Annotated in this window: 24 protein-coding genes and 1 tRNA gene; 20 read left to right on the top strand and 5 right to left on the bottom strand. The window is 53.8% G+C overall.

Annotation, left to right across the window (positions count from 1 at the left end; all coding sequences use genetic code 11):
• Nucleotides 1–215: 215 nt before the first annotated feature.
• From QPL95_RS03330 to hemH, 4 genes are all read left to right on the top strand, one after another.
• Nucleotides 216–653, top strand: coding sequence for a YeeE/YedE family protein (locus QPL95_RS03330; protein ID WP_303289575.1), 438 nt, complete (start codon nt 216–218; stop codon nt 651–653).
• Nucleotides 654–657: 4 nt separating this feature from the next.
• Nucleotides 658–1,116 (top strand): YeeE/YedE family protein, encoded by a 459-nt coding sequence (locus QPL95_RS03325; RefSeq protein WP_303289574.1) that lies wholly within the window; start codon nt 658–660, stop codon nt 1,114–1,116.
• A gap of 62 nt (nt 1,117–1,178) precedes the next feature.
• On the top strand, nt 1,179–1,607 hold the full coding sequence (locus QPL95_RS03320) for a TIGR01244 family sulfur transferase (protein WP_303289573.1): 429 nt from the start codon (nt 1,179–1,181) through the stop codon (nt 1,605–1,607).
• 24 nt (nt 1,608–1,631) lie between these two features.
• Nucleotides 1,632–2,744, top strand: coding sequence for a ferrochelatase (hemH, locus tag QPL95_RS03315; RefSeq protein WP_303289572.1), 1,113 nt, complete (start codon nt 1,632–1,634; stop codon nt 2,742–2,744).
• A gap of 14 nt (nt 2,745–2,758) precedes the next feature.
• On the opposite strand, the gene QPL95_RS03310 is transcribed toward hemH, so the two are convergent.
• Nucleotides 2,759–3,001: a hypothetical protein gene (locus QPL95_RS03310; RefSeq protein ID WP_303289571.1), complete on the bottom strand. Its 243-nt coding sequence runs from the start codon at nt 2,999–3,001 to the stop codon at nt 2,759–2,761.
• Nucleotides 3,002–3,299: 298 nt separating this feature from the next.
• Here QPL95_RS03310 and QPL95_RS03305 point away from each other — a divergent pair, with 298 nt between their 5' ends.
• From QPL95_RS03305 to QPL95_RS03255, 11 genes are all read left to right on the top strand, one after another.
• The gene (locus QPL95_RS03305; RefSeq protein ID WP_303289570.1) at nt 3,300–4,598 is read left to right on the top strand and encodes a site-specific integrase; all 1,299 of its coding nucleotides are present in this window, start codon (nt 3,300–3,302) and stop codon (nt 4,596–4,598) included.
• Entirely contained in the window at nt 4,595–5,107 is a 513-nt protein-coding gene (locus tag QPL95_RS03300) for a hypothetical protein (protein ID WP_303289569.1), read from the top strand. Before QPL95_RS03305 ends, QPL95_RS03300 begins: the two co-directional genes overlap by 4 nt.
• Nucleotides 5,108–5,205: 98 nt before the next feature.
• Nucleotides 5,206–5,400: an AlpA family transcriptional regulator gene (locus QPL95_RS03295; RefSeq protein ID WP_303289568.1), complete on the top strand. Its 195-nt coding sequence runs from the start codon at nt 5,206–5,208 to the stop codon at nt 5,398–5,400.
• Nucleotides 5,397–5,618: a hypothetical protein gene (locus QPL95_RS03290; RefSeq protein WP_303289567.1), complete on the top strand. Its 222-nt coding sequence runs from the start codon at nt 5,397–5,399 to the stop codon at nt 5,616–5,618. The genes QPL95_RS03295 and QPL95_RS03290 overlap by 4 nt, the downstream gene beginning before the upstream one ends.
• Nucleotides 5,615–5,905 (top strand): hypothetical protein, encoded by a 291-nt coding sequence (locus tag QPL95_RS03285; protein ID WP_303289566.1) that lies wholly within the window; start codon nt 5,615–5,617, stop codon nt 5,903–5,905. Before QPL95_RS03290 ends, QPL95_RS03285 begins: the two co-directional genes overlap by 4 nt.
• A 3-nt stretch (nt 5,906–5,908) precedes the next feature.
• Nucleotides 5,909–6,316 (top strand): hypothetical protein, encoded by a 408-nt coding sequence (locus QPL95_RS03280; RefSeq protein ID WP_303289565.1) that lies wholly within the window; start codon nt 5,909–5,911, stop codon nt 6,314–6,316.
• A 238-nt stretch (nt 6,317–6,554) separates the two neighbouring features.
• A complete protein-coding gene (locus QPL95_RS03275; protein WP_303289564.1) occupies nt 6,555–7,034 on the top strand; it encodes a hypothetical protein in 480 nt (159 codons plus the stop codon).
• A 40-nt stretch (nt 7,035–7,074) separates the two neighbouring features.
• The gene (locus tag QPL95_RS03270) at nt 7,075–8,928 is read left to right on the top strand and encodes a head maturation protease, ClpP-related (RefSeq protein WP_303289563.1); all 1,854 of its coding nucleotides are present in this window, start codon (nt 7,075–7,077) and stop codon (nt 8,926–8,928) included.
• A 214-nt stretch (nt 8,929–9,142) separates the two neighbouring features.
• On the top strand, nt 9,143–9,370 hold the full coding sequence (locus QPL95_RS03265; protein WP_303289562.1) for a hypothetical protein: 228 nt from the start codon (nt 9,143–9,145) through the stop codon (nt 9,368–9,370).
• Nucleotides 9,371–9,396: 26 nt separating this feature from the next.
• Complete coding sequence (locus QPL95_RS03260) at nt 9,397–9,951, top strand: terminase small subunit (RefSeq protein WP_303289561.1); 555 nt, start codon at nt 9,397–9,399, stop codon at nt 9,949–9,951.
• Between the two features lie 117 nt (nt 9,952–10,068).
• The gene (locus QPL95_RS03255) at nt 10,069–10,515 is read left to right on the top strand and encodes a DUF4124 domain-containing protein (RefSeq protein ID WP_303289560.1); all 447 of its coding nucleotides are present in this window, start codon (nt 10,069–10,071) and stop codon (nt 10,513–10,515) included.
• Nucleotides 10,516–10,959: 444 nt separating this feature from the next.
• On the opposite strand, the gene QPL95_RS03250 is transcribed toward QPL95_RS03255, so the two are convergent.
• From QPL95_RS03250 to QPL95_RS03240, 3 genes are all read right to left on the bottom strand, one after another.
• Nucleotides 10,960–11,430 carry a hypothetical protein gene (locus QPL95_RS03250; RefSeq protein WP_303289559.1) on the bottom strand — a complete coding sequence of 157 codons (471 nt, stop codon included), beginning with the start codon at nt 11,428–11,430 and terminating at the stop codon, nt 10,960–10,962.
• A gap of 666 nt (nt 11,431–12,096) precedes the next feature.
• Nucleotides 12,097–12,390, bottom strand: coding sequence for a hypothetical protein (locus QPL95_RS03245; protein WP_303289558.1), 294 nt, complete (start codon nt 12,388–12,390; stop codon nt 12,097–12,099).
• A gap of 123 nt (nt 12,391–12,513) precedes the next feature.
• A tRNA-Ser gene (locus QPL95_RS03240) sits at nt 12,514–12,604 on the bottom strand.
• A gap of 303 nt (nt 12,605–12,907) precedes the next feature.
• Between QPL95_RS03240 and QPL95_RS03235 the strand changes: the two genes are divergently transcribed.
• The 5 genes from QPL95_RS03235 to QPL95_RS03215 all read left to right on the top strand — a co-directional run bounded on the left by QPL95_RS03235 (nt 12,908) and on the right by QPL95_RS03215 (nt 15,128).
• A complete protein-coding gene (locus QPL95_RS03235; RefSeq protein WP_303289557.1) occupies nt 12,908–13,627 on the top strand; it encodes a Bax inhibitor-1/YccA family protein in 720 nt (239 codons plus the stop codon).
• Nucleotides 13,628–13,729: 102 nt separating this feature from the next.
• The gene (gene tusD / locus QPL95_RS03230) at nt 13,730–14,140 is read left to right on the top strand and encodes a sulfurtransferase complex subunit TusD (RefSeq protein ID WP_303289556.1); all 411 of its coding nucleotides are present in this window, start codon (nt 13,730–13,732) and stop codon (nt 14,138–14,140) included.
• A 2-nt stretch (nt 14,141–14,142) separates the two neighbouring features.
• Nucleotides 14,143–14,493 (top strand): DsrE family protein, encoded by a 351-nt coding sequence (locus tag QPL95_RS03225; protein ID WP_303289555.1) that lies wholly within the window; start codon nt 14,143–14,145, stop codon nt 14,491–14,493.
• An 11-nt stretch (nt 14,494–14,504) separates the two neighbouring features.
• On the top strand, nt 14,505–14,798 hold the full coding sequence (gene tusB / locus QPL95_RS03220; RefSeq protein WP_303289554.1) for a sulfurtransferase complex subunit TusB: 294 nt from the start codon (nt 14,505–14,507) through the stop codon (nt 14,796–14,798).
• Nucleotides 14,799–14,801: 3 nt separating this feature from the next.
• Nucleotides 14,802–15,128, top strand: coding sequence for a TusE/DsrC/DsvC family sulfur relay protein (locus tag QPL95_RS03215; RefSeq protein ID WP_303289553.1), 327 nt, complete (start codon nt 14,802–14,804; stop codon nt 15,126–15,128).
• Here the strand turns inward: QPL95_RS03215 and QPL95_RS03210 are convergent, their stop codons facing one another.
• Nucleotides 15,129–15,503: a hypothetical protein gene (locus QPL95_RS03210; RefSeq protein WP_303289552.1), complete on the bottom strand. Its 375-nt coding sequence runs from the start codon at nt 15,501–15,503 to the stop codon at nt 15,129–15,131.
• Between the last annotated feature and the right edge of the window lie 3 nt (nt 15,504–15,506).

The following is a 15,506-nucleotide window of genomic DNA, read 5'->3' as shown; positions in this document are numbered from 1 at the left end:
TGTTTTCAAACAATTGGGACGCTCGCTTGAACTACTCAAAATATGGTCAATACTTCTCGATACCGGTGTCCCCGTTGATGCCGGTTTGTCTGGAAGTCTTTCATGGATACTACTCGCACGCCTCTGCCCGGCATCCCTTGCCGGGCTTTTTTTTGTTATTATCACGCCCCATTATATCCTTATTCCAAAAGCAACCACTCCATTGGAGCCTGTAGATGATTGATATTGCCTGGAGCCAGTTCACACCTGGCGCTGCCCTCACGGGCGGAATTCTGATCGGCCTTGCGGCGGCCAGCTTCCTTCTGCTCAACGGCCGTATAGCAGGTATCAGCGGCATTCTGGGTGGGCTGCTCACTCCGGTGCGTACCGACATACTGTGGCGTATAGCGTTTCTCGTTGGCCTGATCGGTGCGCCTGCCGTATGGCTGCTGTTCGCGGAATTGCCTCCCATAGAGATCAACGCCGGGTATCCCGCGCTGATCGTTGCCGGTTTGCTGGTGGGCATTGGCACTCGCTACGCGTCCGGGTGCACCAGCGGCCATGGTGTGTGTGGCTTGTTCCGGTTGTCATTACGCTCGCTCGTCGCCACCCTGAGTTTTATGGCGACCGGCTTTATCAGCGTTTTCGTCATTCGCCACCTGATCGGAGCCTGATGCCATGAAATTTTCTTTTGCCTCTCTCTTTGCCGGCCTGGTTTTCGGTTTGGGCTTGATTGTGTCCGGTATGGCCAACCCTGAGAAGGTCCTTGGCTTTCTGGATATCGCAGGGTTGTGGGACCCATCCCTCGCGTTCGTCATGGGCGGAGCCATCATCGTTGGCCTGGTCGCCTTTACGGTTGCCCGCAAACGCACGCTGTCGTTTCTCGGCTTCAACATGAAGCTGCCGCGTAACGACCGGATTGAGAAGCGGCTGGTGATCGGCAGCATGATGTTCGGGATCGGCTGGGGGATTGCGGGATTCTGCCCTGGGCCAGGGCTGGTTGCGCTCGGCGCCGGAGAAATCAAGGGCCTGGTCTTTGTCGCATCCATGGTGACGGGTATGATGTTGTTTGAAATAGTCGAACGGAAACGGGCCGCACCTACCCAGAGCCCCGGACCGCAATCTCGCTCAGCGTGACATCGCCTGAAGCTGTGCCGGGCTGCCTGTCGGCCCGGCCTGTTGAATCTCGGAGAACCTCAGTGGATATCAGAAAGATCGACGAAGACATCTCAGTGGCACCACAGATCGCCCTTGACGACGTGGCCGAAATTGCCCGCCTTGGCTTCAAAACACTGGTAGCCAATCGGCCCGATCGGGAAGATCCCGGGCAACCCGCCATGGCCGACATCGAAGCGGCAGCCCTCGCACATGGCCTGAAGTGGGTTTACCAGCCTGTGGAGTCCGGCAACGTATCCGATCACGACGTCGATCAGTTTGCCCCGATGATCCGTAATGCGGACAAGCCCGTACTCGCTTTCTGTCGCTCTGGCACTCGCTGTACCATATTATGGGCGCTCAGCGCCGCCCGCGACCACGAGCCCCAGGAGTTGTTATCCAAAGCTCACCGGGCCGGCTACGACATCACCGGGCTGATCCCACGCATGTTGAAGCAGAACAGCCAGCGTTAAAACCCAACAACCGGATAAGGTTCAATGCCATACAAAGGGACTGAAAACTTCAGCCACAACCAGGCCGAACGCCTCGGCATTCTGATCACCAACCTCGGCACTCCTGACGCTCCTACAACATCCGCGCTGCGCAAGTACCTGGCAGAATTCCTGTGGGATCCCAGAGTGGTTGAGGTGCCCCGTCCGATCTGGTGGTTGATCCTGCATGGCATCATTCTTCGCATTCGCCCCAGCAGAAGCGCAAAGGCTTATGCCAGTGTGTGGGAGTCGGAAGGCTCGCCTCTTCTGATCCACACTGCCAAACAGGCCGAGGGCGTTCGCGAGGCTCTCCAGGCCCGTTACGGCAACAATGTGGTGGTCGGCTTTGCCATGCGCTACGGCAACCCATCGATACCCCGGGTGCTGGATGAGATGCAACAACAGGGCGTGCAGAAGCTTCTGGTGCTGCCGCTCTACCCCCAGTATTCCGCCTCAACCTCGGCATCAACCTTCGACGCGATCGCTCACGACTTCACTCGCCGCCGCTGGCTGCCGGATTTCCGGTTTATCTCCCACTACCACGATTTCCCGGCCTACATTGAGGCCATGGCGCAGCATATTGAAGCCTGGTGGGCAGAGCACGGGCGCAAGGAAAAGCTGATCCTCTCCTATCATGGCGTGCCCCTGAAGTATCTTCAGAAGGGCGACCCGTACCACTGCGAGTGCCACAAGACCTCACGCCTGCTGGCAGAAAGGCTTGGTTTGGGCAAAGACGACTACATGACGACCTTCCAGTCCCGATTCGGGCGCGAAGAGTGGTTGCAGCCGTACACTGACGAAACCCTCAAGTCCCTGCCTGGAGTGGGAGTAAAATCCATCGATGTGTTTTGCCCGGGCTTTTCGTCGGATTGCCTGGAAACCATTGAAGAGATCAACGAAGAGAATCGTGAGTACTTCCTGGAATCCGGCGGTGAAGGCTTCGGCTATATACCCTGCCTGAACGCAACTCCCGGCCACATAAACGCATTGGTGGAGTTGGTGGAAGAAAATCTGAAGGGATGGACAATACCCGTCAACGATGCCGGGCAACTTGAAGCCAGAGCCCGCGAAGCGGAAGCCAGAAAACAGGCTACCTTCCCTGGCCGCAACGATATCTGAGCCCGAACCACGGCTCACTCACCCTGTCGCTGCCCCTCCTTGGGGTGGCGGACGGCGGCAACTTCTGTCTCCTTAACCTCTCCCTCATGATCAAGGTCTGGAACCGACTGGCAGAAAGTACACTCGTCGGTGTCAACAGCTGCACCACCGGTCTCTACATACCGCACCCGATGGCTTGCATTACCGCGATTAGCCGAAACTGAAAATCGCCGGTCTTTCCGCTGTTCCAGTTCCGTTGCTTCGTCGTTTTGATTCATGGATCACCCCGCATCATCAGGATTCAAAGAACCTGAACAACAGTGTACTGGATTCAAGCAGGAGTGTGATATCAATTGACCGGACAGGTCGAAGGAAGTTTACGCAGGATATTGATCTGAAAAGAAAAATGGCGGTGGGCCAGACCTTCTAAAACACCCGTAACCACCTGATTTATCTCACCAAAAACCAAAACCCCGCAATCAAAAACAAACACTTACCTGATTCGCTTGTTTCTTACGATAACACCGGGTAGCATCGAATGACAACATTTTATGTGTGCCAGGATGTGGGCCAACCATGCCGAAGATTGCGAAAGAGCTTTCCCCCATTGAAGTCAAACGGCTTTCCTTCAGGATAGACCCAAAGACCAGTGAAGCCATAGAAGTGCGCTATCCAGTCGGTGGCGTATCTGGCCTACTGCTCAAAGTGACACCAACAGGCGCAAAGCAGTGGATCCTGAGGACAAAGGTAGGAAAGCGCCGGCCTGATATTGGGCTTGGCCCCTACCCTGAAATCACCCTGGCCATGGCCCGCGACAAGGCCCGGGAGGTCAAAGAAAAAATCCGGGAGGGTGTAGACCCCCTGGAAGAACGACAATTGTTAAAGCGTAACCTGCTGGCGGCACAACTCAGCACGATGACTTTCCTCACCGCGATGGAAAATTACATCGAGATGAAAGCCAAAGAGTTCAAAAACCCCCGGCAGAAACAACAGTGGGAGAACAGTCTCACCACCTACGCAGTTCCGCACCTCGGCAAAATTCCGGTAAGAGAAATTGAGCTTCCGCACATCAAGGCGGTACTTGATCCTATCTGGTATGAGAAAACAGAAACCGCCAACCGGGTTAGAGCCCGTATTGAGAACATTCTCGGGTGGTGCGCTATTCACGGCTACCGATCGAACGACAACCCTGCCAAATGGCAAGGCTACCTTGATGAGGTCTACTCCTCACCGGAAAAGATCAAAAAGAAAGCGCACTTCGCTGCCCTGCCAGTGGAACAATTGCCGGACTTTATGAAGGCGCTGCAAAAGCGCACTGGCACAGCTGCCCGGGCCCTGGAATTTCTGATCTTGACCGCCAGCCGCACCAACGAGGTCATTGGAGATAAGCGAATAGGAAAAGCCGGCGTAACGTGGCAGGAAATCGACCTGACCCGCAAAGTCTGGACAGTGCCGGCTGACCGCATGAAATCCGATAAGGTTCACCGTGTACCCCTTACCAATGCCGCCGTTGAATTGCTGAAAGGCATGGGTGAAGGCGCGCCAGATGCTTTGATCTTTCCCGGGCCAAAAGGTGACGTACCCTCAAACAACTTTCTGACAGCCCTGCTTAAGCGCATGAACCAGCCGGTTACCGCTCACGGTTTCCGTTCAACGTTCAAGGATTGGGCGAGAGAGCATACAGCCTACCCTGACGAAGTTTCTGAGCTGGCCCTTGCTCACGTTAACAGTGACGCCACGCGCGCAGCCTACGCACGTTCAGAGCTGCTGGATAAACGCCGGCTGTTAATGGCGGATTGGGAGCGATATTGCTATCACGGCAAAGCAAAAGCCAAATCTGGCAAGGTGGTTGCGATTGGCGAGGGTAAGGCATGAAGTGCGCCGAATTAGAGCAGCACATTAACGCTGCAGCCGATTACCTAAAGGAAAAAAAAGCTCGTGATGAACATTTGGATGGCTGGGAAATGCTGGCGCCTGGCCAGTCGAGACCGCTCAGAAACGAAACCCGCGACCGGCTAAAAGATGCTCTCAAAAAGGCAGAGGCGCTTGAATCGGAGTTGTATCCTCTGATGTTGTCCGCACATGATTTGCCGTTTCTCGGTATGACAAAACTGATTCTCGAAGCATACAGCGGAGCCAATCAAGCTACTACCTGCTGCCGGTTAGCTTTGGAAGAACGACTTCCTGGGCAGCGCCGTGGCATGCCCTATCACAAATCTGCAGTAAGGCTCGCCGCTTCATTCTTCCAGTCCCCCAAACGTAAAGAAACACTCGAAGCCGCAAGAAAAATCATTGTGGCTGCTGGTCTCAGTGATGACTATACGACAGAAGCGGCTCACAAATGGTGGAAAGAAATCCGAGACGAGTACGATAAACAGGGGTAAATAGCCCCTCCGGTTTTCTGAAACCTGTTTAGTGCCTGCCAATATCCGCCCGCTGGTTTACTGCTCATGTGTTACGACAAGTCACATGAGGCAAAACGATGAATCACCAAGTTAAAGAGAAGTACCTCTCTGATAAAGAGCTGGCCTCTCGCTATGAAGTCTCCCGGGTAACTCCCTGGCGCTGGACGAAGAACGGCTCTTTCCCCTCCCCTGTAAAACTTGGCCCCAACTGCACCCGATGGAAGCTCTCAGACGTTGAAGCCTGGGAAGCCAGTAAGGGGGCTGCAGCATGAGAGTCATGAACCCGACCGTCAAACCCGGCTGGTTCTTCCGCAACGGCCGCCAGTACCTGGCCGTTTCTGAAGTTCCACGCGCCCTAAACGTTCCAGCTCACCAAATTAGTGACGCCATCGCCTTGGGCCACCTACGCATAGAGCGGGTGTCTGGCTGCAAGGCCGTAGAGCTGGCGGAAATGATGAACTACATCGATCTGCAGGAGGGCAAGAAATGAAAAAGACGCCGGCCACCACAACCAAACGTCTTTCATCTCCCCGTCAGTATAGAACCCTAAGAGAGCTGTTAAAAGGCCCCCGTTCTGTTCGTGAGCTGTTTTCCCTTGTTGGCTGCAATGGCGTTCCTCAGCTGATTGCATCACTACGCGCCAAGGGCCTACAGATTGACTCGGAGCAACGCAAAGGCCGGGACAGGGATGGAAAACCCGTCACCTATTGCGCCTACGTTCTCCATGCTGACTCACACCGTAAGGCGTTCAGGCTGCTGGCTGAATATACGGAGTAGCCAATGGGGATCGATAAACGAGCGAGGCACACCGGGAGGGCCAGCACCGCTCCCTTCCTCAGTATCCCGAAACCGGTACTGAACAGCGAAGCCTATCTCAGCCTGGGAGGCTGGCAGGTAAAGCTTTTAGTGGATATTGCCTCGCAGTTCACCGGCAAGAACAACGGCGATCTGACGGCCGCGTGGACGCTTATGAAGCAACGCGGCTGGAACTCACCCGGAACCTTAAACAAGGCCCTGAAAGACCTGCTGGAAGCGGGACTGATTGAGGAAACCCGGAGCGGAGGAAGGCACAGATGCGCCCTCTATGCAGTCACCTGGCGAGGTATAGACGAATGCAAAGGCAAACTGGATGTAAACCCGAAAGTGGCACCGAGCAACCTGTTTCAGAAATTCAAAACCGCAGCCTGAAAATTAAAAGCCGTAGTCGCTATGTGTATCAATCTAGTCATATATCGACTACATACCCCCCTAAAACGGGGTTTTGCCCTCACAATGTAGTCGCTATGTGTATCAGTCAGGCCCTTTTTCGGCTTTTCTGTAGTCGCTATGTGTACACCTTTATAATTTACCATGGGTACGCTTCTACGAATGACCGAAGGGAAGAAGCCTGCGCGTCGAAACAGCCCCTAAAAAATGGGGGTGCAGCATGAAACAGATAACCCCGATTGATGCATGCTTCGAGCTCATGGCTGAACTGGAGCACAGTAACGAAATCTCTGAAGATCTACGGGTGTGGCTTCTGAACGCTTTTAAGCTTTGCTGCCGCGGCCGGGTTAAGTCGATCGATGAGGGCTTGGGGCTGGCGGTTAGACAGGGAGAGAGCGCCAAGAAATTGCATAACGTCTGGCAGAAGGCTGAACGAAACCGGCTCATTATGGAGCTGGGCCACCTTCTGAAGTTGCCGAGACTGAAACAGGCGGCTGTGATCTATCAGGCCATGACGGTAGCCGTTCCGGAAGTAGAACACCGAGACGCTACCCTGGCACTTATCAAACTCCGTAATCTCTGCCTCGACAATTGTCTGACAATTTCTCAATCAAGAATCCGAGAAATATTAGCTGGCGCTGGCATGCCCGGAAAGGTATGTAGCACGGTCAAACCCGTCTTTTACCAACAATTAAACTGACTGGGTAAGCTCCTTGAAGATGAATCAAGGAGCCATCCCCATGCCCGCAAAAATCAAAGCCCTTTTGGCCGATAACGAAGTGTATCTATACGGCCCCATTGGTGAAGGTGGCATTACTGCAAAAGCCTTTATCGACGCCCTCAAGACCCTGAACACCTCAAAGCCTGTAAATGTTCGCATTAACTCTGAAGGTGGTGATGTAGCCCACGCTCTGGCCATTTACAACGCCTTGAATGAAATCCCAACGGTTGTGAACCATATCGACGGGCTGGCCGCTTCCGCTGCCTCGGTGGTGGCCATGGCCGGTAAAACCGTTATGGCGGAAAACGCCATTATGATGATTCACCGCCCATGGTCCGGTGCTGTCGGTGACTCTGACGCGATGCGCAAGGCCGGTGAAATTCTCGACAAGTTCCAGCCAACGTTGGTGAGTGCCTACGCCAAAAAGACCGGCCTGCCCGATGCGCAGTTGAATGACATGCTGGCGGCTGAAACTTGGCTGACGGCTGCTGAAGCTCTGGAGTTCGGTTTTGTGGACGAGGTAACCCAGGCCCTGGCCGTGGCAGCTTCCGCCGATCTGAGCGCCTTTGACCATGTGCCTGAGCGTATCGCCACGATTCACAGTCAGATCAAAACCAACTACCGGGAAATTCAGAACCTGGTGGAGCTTCACAACCAGTTCAATGCAGCCTGTTCGGTGAAGGTTGAGGCCCTTATCGCTCAAGGCATGAACACACCCGACGCAGTACGCGCCCACCTGCTGAACGAGCTGGGCAAAGACGCTAAACCTTCCGGAGCAATCGCGATGAACAACGACGAACCCCTGAAAAACTTTTTCACTGACGCAACTGACGCCATTCTGGCCCGTAACAACGTTCTGTCATCAAAAAACCTGAGCGATGGCGCCCGGGAGCTGGCGGGTATGAACGTTGTGGCAATGGCTGAAAAGCTGGTGAACCTGCAAGGCACATCAACCAGTCTGATGAGCAAGCGTCAGATTCTCGACCGCGCCTTTTCCATGCACTCAACCAGTGACTTTAGCCACCTGCTGGGCAACGTAGCCGGCAAGTCGATGCGCAGAGCTTATGAAGATGAGTACGGATCTCACGAAGCCTGGACAGCCGAAGTAGAAGTACCCGACTTCAAAGAGCAGACCATGGTGCAACTCTCCGAAGCACCGGACCTGCAAAAAGTGGCAGAAGGTGGTGAATACAAACACGGCTCATTCGGTGACGCCGCGATGACTTTCCGTGTTGAAAAATACGGCCGACTGTTCACCCTGACCCGGGAAGCCATCATCAACGATGATTTGAACGCCTTCACTCGCCTGCCCCTGGCCTTCGGTAAATCTGCCAAGCGTAAAGAAGCGGATCTGACCTATCAGGTTCTGACCGGTAACCCAAAGCTGGCGGACGGTAAAGCCTTGTTCCATGCAGACCACGGCAACCTGATGACCGGTTCCGGCCTGTCAACAGCCGCTATCGATATGGCCCGCCAGGCAATGCGAAAGCAGAAAGGCCTGAACAGCACTGCGCCCATCAACGTAGTTCCCCGGTTCCTGATTGTGCCGGCCGCTCTTGAGGGTTTGGCTGAACAGATCCTGAACTCTATCAACGACCCGGACGCGACCAATGACGCCACCAACACCGCGTTTGTGCGTGGCCTGCAGCTGGTAGTAGACCCCCGTTTGGATGAAGTGGACACAGGCGCCTGGTACATGGCCGCCAGCCCTGCCCAAATCGACACCGTGACCCGGGCTTACCTGGCCGGTGAAGGGCGCCCCCACTACGAACAACGTGAAGGCTGGGAAATTGACGGCTTGCACGTTAAAGCCCGCTTGGAGTTCGCAGCCTTCCCGGTGGATTTCCGGGGCCTGGTGAAGAACCCGGGCTGATGTCGTAAATTTGCTGCTGGCTTCCTCCTCATGCCCGGCAGCAAATCCGCCCTGGTCCTCTCCTGAGTCAGGGTTGCACGGGCTCTGGCACATGGCCCCGACAATGTGCCCACGGCAGCAAGGCTGTGGCCCTCAAGGCATAAGGGCCGGTGATGGCGGTACACCCGGCAAAAATACCGCCGCTCATTCAGACCTACCCCCCCGGAGGTACAGCATGACCAGCGCCCAAGTCCTACTTGCCCGTTACCAGGATCACCCGATAGGCCAAACGCTAACGGCGATGCAGTACCCGAGCAGCGAGCAAGAGTTGCACGTACAACAGATTATGGTTCTGACGATGGCAGAGCTGCTGAGCTGGCAGGGTGAGATCACGGCAGACGAGCGTGAAACCTTCCTTGCACTGGCAACCCTTGAGGCACTGGCTGATGTTGCTGCGCATTAAAAAAGGTACTCCCGGAGGGGGTGGCCGTGGTGGGTGCGTGGAGGCGCGACTTTTCACTACATATGAAATTTTTAGAGGCAGCCACCAGCATGACTAAACCAAAAGACCATTGGCTAAATCAGCGACAAATGGCCGCGAGTCTCGGTATCACTGTCGGATCGTTTGCCGCCTGGCAGGTTGAACCAGTCGCCCGCATTGGCAAACAAGCCTTCTATGATATGCGGAGCGTATTAGACAACCGATTGAACCATGCCGAGCAAGGCCCGAGCAGTGGCGATATGGAAGCCGAGCGCCTGCGATTAACCAAGGCCCAGGCAGAAGGCCAGGAGATCAAAAACGAACTGGCAAAGGGCCGGACAGTACCTATCGAGTTAATCACGCTCACCCTTTCCACGGTTGCCGGTGCTGCTTCCGGGATCCTGGACAGTCTGCCGCTCACGATTAAGCGCAAGTACCCGGAGCTAGACAACGCCCTGATTGAGTCGATTAAACGGCAGTGTGTGAAGGCGCAGAACGAAATAGCCCGGACAGATGAAATTGTTTACGACCGCCTGCAAGAATTCATTGGCGACCAGCTTTGACCTACCATCTGCAATACCGCTCAGGACAAAAACTCCCCTTGGGCATAGTCGCAGTCTGACGACAGACCCATTAAGTGCATGCTACGCTTTCCCTTGTGATGGACAAAAGGAATCGCCATGCGCCTATTGATGCTCTCCCTCATTTTAATTTCTTTGCCCATTTCAGCCCAAGTCTATAGATGGACTGATGAAAACGGTGTCACTCACTTTGGATCTCAGCCGCCACCGGGTATGAGAGAGTCGGTGGATGTTAAGCCCGCCAGTGGGAGTGCACCGGTTCCGGCAGCGGTAATTGAGTCTGACATTATTAGGCGGGCCAAAGAGCTGGATTTGAGAAAAGTGGTAGAGCCTGCCGGTCAGCCAGAGAACATTAGCCCTGAGATGAAGTTTCGAGAGGCAGCAAATCAGCGGGCCTGCGAGCTTGCAAAATCGGAACTGGAGAGTGCAGAAAGAATCCTCACTCTGTATCAAAGCACGGACAGCTATGATTTCGCCCTAGAGCCTCGGCAAAAAAAAGTAGACCATTGGAGAAGTCGAGTGAGAATCCACTGCACGGAAGATTGACAATACAACCGATCCTGAAAACGTAGCTTCACACTGACGAGGGGAATGCCCGCACGACTCAGCGACAGCCACAAAGGTTTTATCAGCGGAATTGAGGCCAATCAGCCCTGATGACGAGTCGAATGATAAGTTACGCGAAATGGCTTCACTCTACGTAATACCAACTCCCAGGCTTGACACCCATTAACCTCTGAGCAAGGTTCAATCAGAAAAAAACTCTCAATTCCTAAATTCCGAAAAAAGAGAAGAATTTTTTCATAGTTGAAAAAAACCGTGCCAACAGAAAGCTGGCCTTGCAGTGAAGCAGGTGTGTCAGACTGCGGATTTAACTGGGGGGGGAATACCTCCTCTCCAATCTAACGCCCAGGAATTCTTCGTGGTTCGCCATACGCCATATTCGCATTTGCAAACCCCTTTTTTTGACTCCATATCTTGACCTGCTGCTTAAAAATTCGCGAGATTAGCTTCAACGTAATCAAGAATAGCTTCATTTACGCGTTTCCTGAACTGTTCAATTACAAAATCAGGGTCTCTTGAAACTCCTAGATCCGTGTACTCAACATGGAACGCCTCAGGTGTAACTGAGCTTATAGAATTAAATCTAACACCTAACCTATAGGCGAACACAACGGGATCTATTGACTGTACTGCGCATTCTAATAGTGCGAACAAGTAAAATTTCTGTTCAGGCGGGATGACGTCCCGGACTGGTCTAATTTTGTGCTTTAACAACTCTTCCCTGACAACTTCATTGAGCTGAGAGCGTTGGATCATGCACTGCATTCCGCCCTGAGCAAGGAAATAAAGCTCATTTGGTGAATCTTTCTCTAGAAACTTTTGATAAGAATTGGACTCCGCAACGGCCGCGTTTTCGAATAGTAATGAAATAAGCAATCCGACTATTAACCTTGTCATTTTAAAATCCCTGAAATGTCTACCGAATAGATTAGAACAACGCTAGGAGAGATGCACTTATCAAAAGAGATCTGAAAATTATTATTCGAGGATGCCAGGCCGTCCTAGCTGCCCAACCACTTGGCAGTTGACGCTAACACGGCTCCTCGCAATAAAAGCATGTGAAAGCGCGACCACCTGGCAAACGCTGCACATTCATTTCATTACAGCAAAAGCAACCATTTACCTGCTGAGGTATTAGAACGAACTCACCCAGGAAGATGAGGATTCTCTGCTGGCCATGCTGGTTGAAATCACGGACGTAAAGCTGATGAGTACCGAAACCAAGCACTGACCAGCACAAAAGGTACTCCTGCAAGGGGTGGCCGGGGTGGGTGCGTAGAAGCTCGGGGTTTCGCTTCATATGAGTTTTTCCAATCGTCGGTTGTTGTTTAGATATTCCGACACTATGAAGCGATAACCCCGCGCATCCCCGCATCTAGGCCTTTTACGAATTACTCGTAAAACCAACCTACCCCCCTTTTACTGATGAGATTTCCGCCAACGGCGGGTATTCGCCAACGGCGCACTCCCCCCACTTTTTGGGGAGCATCACTCCCCTTCATCCAAAACAGGGGAAAGCCATCAGGCTTACGCCGCCATAGGTGCCAGCAAATTTGCTTTGTCCTAGCTTTCCTTCTCCCCATCATTCCGGCGCCCAAGGTTCTGCGCAAAAACGGCCATCTCGACAATTTCCGCCCTCAGATCCTCGTCTCTGGCTTCTACCAGTTCCTGACAATCGCCACCGGCATTGGCGACCAAATCCCAAGCCTGGTTTATCATGGCGCCGAGCAACACGTCAGCTGAACCCTCTTCCAGCAGAGCATTCAAGTTATCCCGATTATTCAGGAAGTGAAGGATGGCTTCAGCGTCAAACAAGCGTGCACGGGTGTTGGTCAGGGTGTTGAAGTATTTACTCATGGTCACAATCCTTTTCGTTTGATAAGGCAGAATAAGACAGAAACACAAACGAATCAGGGATGTGGGCCAGTATGTAGGCCGATGTGTATTTTTGAGGATAAATAGTTGATCTGAAAAGAAAAATGGCGGTGGGCCAGGGATTCGAACCCCGGGACGGCTATTAACCGTCGGCGGTTTTCAAGACCGCTGCATTCAGCCACTCTGCCAGCCCACCGCATCTTTTCAGGCCGTCATTGCGACAGCGGTGTGCATGATACCGGAATCCCCTGCACTGTCAACGGTCTGAAACGAATTCGATGTAACCTGTGGGTATTTTGAGGAATTTGCGCACGGATTGAACAATCGCCGACAGATAAACTAACTGTAATGAAATTCTCCGTCGCGTTTATTGTCGTAAATGATTGAAAGTTGCGTATACAACATTATTATGGACCCCAGGTTTACATGGGAATAAGACTGAGGCCTGTTAAGTCAGGCCTGACTTTAACCCAGCCGTTTGACAAATCCGGAGATGAGAATGGATAACAGGCAATATAACGTTCAAGGCCAGGGTGGCATCCAGGTAGCTCGTGGATCCGCGACGGGTGCAATCAGCCCGGAAGCGACCAAGGTTCTGCGTAACACTTACACACTCCTGGCAATGACACTTCTGTTCAGTGCTGTCATGGCAGGCGTTTCCATGAGCATTGGTCTCAGCCGCGGCGCAAGCCTCGTATGCAGCCTTGGTGCTCTGGCTCTGGTCTGGCTTGTCCTCCCGCGTACTGCCAACAGCAGCGCCGGCATTGGTGTGGTATTCGCCTTCACCGGTCTGCTGGGCCTGTCTCTTGGCCCGATCCTGATGCACTACCTGCAGTTTTCTAACGGTAGTCAGATTGTGATGCAGGCGCTTGGCGGAACAGCCGTAGTGTTCCTGGGGCTGTCTGGCTACGTCCTGACCACCAAGAAGGACTTCAGCTTCATGCGCGGCATGCTGGTTGCAGGCTTGATGGTGGTTATCGTGGGCATGCTGGGCGCCTTTGTCGCCAGCCTGTTCGGCGTACAGATCACCGCCTTCAGCCTGGCCATCAGCGCAGCGGTAGTGTTCCTGATGTCTGGCTTCATCCTTTACGATACCAGCCGTATCGTTAACGGTGGCGAAACCAACTACATCATGGCCACAACCGGGCTGTACCTGAACATCTACAACCTGTTTGTCAGCTTGCTGCACCTGATTGGCGCCTTCACCGGCGAAGATTGATTCCACCAGTGGGTTCAGTCTAAAGAAACCCCGGCCTTTGCCGGGGTTTCTGCTTTAGGTACACTTCTTAATCGCACCCACTTCCGGTCAGGCCCCTGAATCATGTCAAAGGCCATTGCCTATACAATTGTCATTACCGGCGCCCCCTGGGCATCACAAGCACCTCAGACGGCGCTGATGTTTGCCAGGGAGGCTCTGCTGGCTGGCCACCGCATTGACCGTGTATTTCTGTACGGAGACGGCGTGCATCTGGCTTCGGCTCTGAGCACCCCTCCCTCCGATGAAACACATTGGCCACGGGCCTGGTCGGAATTCCTGGAGCAACAGAATATACCGGCTGCCGCCTGTATTGCCTCTGCGCTTCGCCGGGGTGTCATTGATGAAACCGAACAGGCCCGCTATGAGTTAGCGGCCAGCAACCTCCGCGCACCCTTTGAAATTGCCGGCCTTGGTGAGTGGGTGGAAGGCAACCTGAAGTCTGATCGAACCCTCTATTTTCACGGGAGCCACTGAACGTGAACACGCTCATTGTTGTTGATCAGCCCCCTTACGGGTCCTGGGCCGGGCGCGAGGCCCTCGACATGGTCTTCTCCCTGGCGGCGTTTGATCAGCCTTCGGCACTGCTCTTCGTCGGCCCCGGTGTGAACTGGCTCCGTAGTAACCAGGCCCCATCCGGCATCAATCAAAAGTCGGTTGAAAAAAATCTGTCAGCAGCCCCAATGTTTGGCGTTGAAGCCATCCTGGCCGACCGGTCAGCTTGCGAACGTTTTGGATTAACGGAAGCAACCCTGGTCGCGGGCGTGACCCTCACCGATAGTGTTCCGGACACCCTCGACGGGTATCGCCATGTAGCATTTGCAGGGTAGCGAGCCAAACGATGACTGAAATCACAGCAAGCTCTGACACACTTCACATTGTGAACAAGGCGCCAGACCACCCCAGGTTCGGCACCTTCCTGCGGGCGTTGTCAGATACCGATTCCGTTGTACTGATCGAAGATGCTGTTCTGGCCTGCACCGACCCAAGCCTGAGACTGCCGAAAAGCTGCGTTGCTCTAACGGCTGATATCGATGCAAGAGGCCTCCAGGATCTTCAACCGGCACCCCACATGATCAGTTACGGCGACCTGGTTCGCCTGACTGAACAACACGAACAAATCATTAGCTGGTAACCCATGAATAACCCGAGCCTGCCTGAACGTAATAATGAAGGTTTTCTGGAGGATGCGAACCACTGGTCTCCAGAGACGGCGCGCTTGATCGCCAGCGAGGACAGCATTGAATTAACAGAAGATCACTGGGAAATCATCGAGTTTTTGCGGGAATTTTATAAAGCACATGAGATATCGCCGCCGTCAAACCGGCTGTTCGTGAAAGCCGTCAGGGAGGCCCTGGGAGAACACAAGGGTAGCAGCATCTACCTTATGCAGTTGTTTCCCGGCACTCCCGCAAAGACAGCCTGCAGAATTGCCGGCTTGCCAAGGCCAACGAACTGCCTCTGATCAGCGCTGGCTCTCACCCTCTCCTGACGCGGCTTTGCCATCATCCCGGCGGGCCTGCTGCATCTCAGCGGCACTGCCAAGAAAGCTGCTCAAGCCATTCTCAAACAGGCTGGAGCCAAACTTGAGAAACTGCTTCGTAGAGTCTTTGGTGGCGCCATCCCAGGCATTCTGAGGAATCTGACGGACCGCATCAGCCATACCCTTCTGAACGCCTTGCGTTACCTTGGGCTCAATGCCCTCGGCTGCCTGAATGATCTCCTGTACCTTCAGGGCTAGCCATGGCCGCACAATGAGGTACCAGAAGCCACTCAGTGCCACCAGCACTGAAACCACCGTGATCACCACTTGAACCGTCATCTGCATCCACATTGGCATATA

Origin of the sequence: Marinobacter sp. SS5-14b, assembly GCF_030541005.1 — a bacterium.
In the GTDB taxonomy this organism is placed as follows: Bacteria; Pseudomonadota; Gammaproteobacteria; order Pseudomonadales; family Oleiphilaceae; genus Marinobacter.
This window is presented reverse-complemented; position numbering and strand designations above follow the sequence as displayed.

What these genes read in the sequence shown, in the direction of transcription:
- QPL95_RS03330 (WP_303289575.1), top strand. Translation starts at nt 216, where the DNA reads ATGATTGATATTGCCTGGAGCCAGTTCACACCTGGCGCTGCCCTCACG.
- QPL95_RS03325 (WP_303289574.1), top strand. Translation starts at nt 658, where the DNA reads ATGAAATTTTCTTTTGCCTCTCTCTTTGCCGGCCTGGTTTTCGGTTTG.
- hemH (WP_303289572.1), top strand. Translation starts at nt 1,632, where the DNA reads ATGCCATACAAAGGGACTGAAAACTTCAGCCACAACCAGGCCGAACGC.
- QPL95_RS03310 (WP_303289571.1), bottom strand. Translation starts at nt 3,001, where the DNA reads ATGAATCAAAACGACGAAGCAACGGAACTGGAACAGCGGAAAGACCGG.
- QPL95_RS03305 (WP_303289570.1), top strand. Translation starts at nt 3,300, where the DNA reads ATGCCGAAGATTGCGAAAGAGCTTTCCCCCATTGAAGTCAAACGGCTT.
- QPL95_RS03300 (WP_303289569.1), top strand. Translation starts at nt 4,595, where the DNA reads ATGAAGTGCGCCGAATTAGAGCAGCACATTAACGCTGCAGCCGATTAC.
- QPL95_RS03295 (WP_303289568.1), top strand. Translation starts at nt 5,206, where the DNA reads ATGAATCACCAAGTTAAAGAGAAGTACCTCTCTGATAAAGAGCTGGCC.
- QPL95_RS03290 (WP_303289567.1), top strand. Translation starts at nt 5,397, where the DNA reads ATGAGAGTCATGAACCCGACCGTCAAACCCGGCTGGTTCTTCCGCAAC.
- QPL95_RS03285 (WP_303289566.1), top strand. Translation starts at nt 5,615, where the DNA reads ATGAAAAAGACGCCGGCCACCACAACCAAACGTCTTTCATCTCCCCGT.
- QPL95_RS03280 (WP_303289565.1), top strand. Translation starts at nt 5,909, where the DNA reads ATGGGGATCGATAAACGAGCGAGGCACACCGGGAGGGCCAGCACCGCT.
- QPL95_RS03275 (WP_303289564.1), top strand. Translation starts at nt 6,555, where the DNA reads ATGAAACAGATAACCCCGATTGATGCATGCTTCGAGCTCATGGCTGAA.
- QPL95_RS03270 (WP_303289563.1), top strand. Translation starts at nt 7,075, where the DNA reads ATGCCCGCAAAAATCAAAGCCCTTTTGGCCGATAACGAAGTGTATCTA.
- QPL95_RS03265 (WP_303289562.1), top strand. Translation starts at nt 9,143, where the DNA reads ATGACCAGCGCCCAAGTCCTACTTGCCCGTTACCAGGATCACCCGATA.
- QPL95_RS03255 (WP_303289560.1), top strand. Translation starts at nt 10,069, where the DNA reads ATGCGCCTATTGATGCTCTCCCTCATTTTAATTTCTTTGCCCATTTCA.
- QPL95_RS03250 (WP_303289559.1), bottom strand. Translation starts at nt 11,430, where the DNA reads ATGACAAGGTTAATAGTCGGATTGCTTATTTCATTACTATTCGAAAAC.
- QPL95_RS03245 (WP_303289558.1), bottom strand. Translation starts at nt 12,390, where the DNA reads ATGAGTAAATACTTCAACACCCTGACCAACACCCGTGCACGCTTGTTT.
- QPL95_RS03235 (WP_303289557.1), top strand. Translation starts at nt 12,908, where the DNA reads ATGGATAACAGGCAATATAACGTTCAAGGCCAGGGTGGCATCCAGGTA.
- tusD (WP_303289556.1), top strand. Translation starts at nt 13,730, where the DNA reads ATGTCAAAGGCCATTGCCTATACAATTGTCATTACCGGCGCCCCCTGG.
- tusB (WP_303289554.1), top strand. Translation starts at nt 14,505, where the DNA reads ATGACTGAAATCACAGCAAGCTCTGACACACTTCACATTGTGAACAAG.
- QPL95_RS03215 (WP_303289553.1), top strand. Translation starts at nt 14,802, where the DNA reads ATGAATAACCCGAGCCTGCCTGAACGTAATAATGAAGGTTTTCTGGAG.
- QPL95_RS03210 (WP_303289552.1), bottom strand. Translation starts at nt 15,503, where the DNA reads ATGCCAATGTGGATGCAGATGACGGTTCAAGTGGTGATCACGGTGGTT.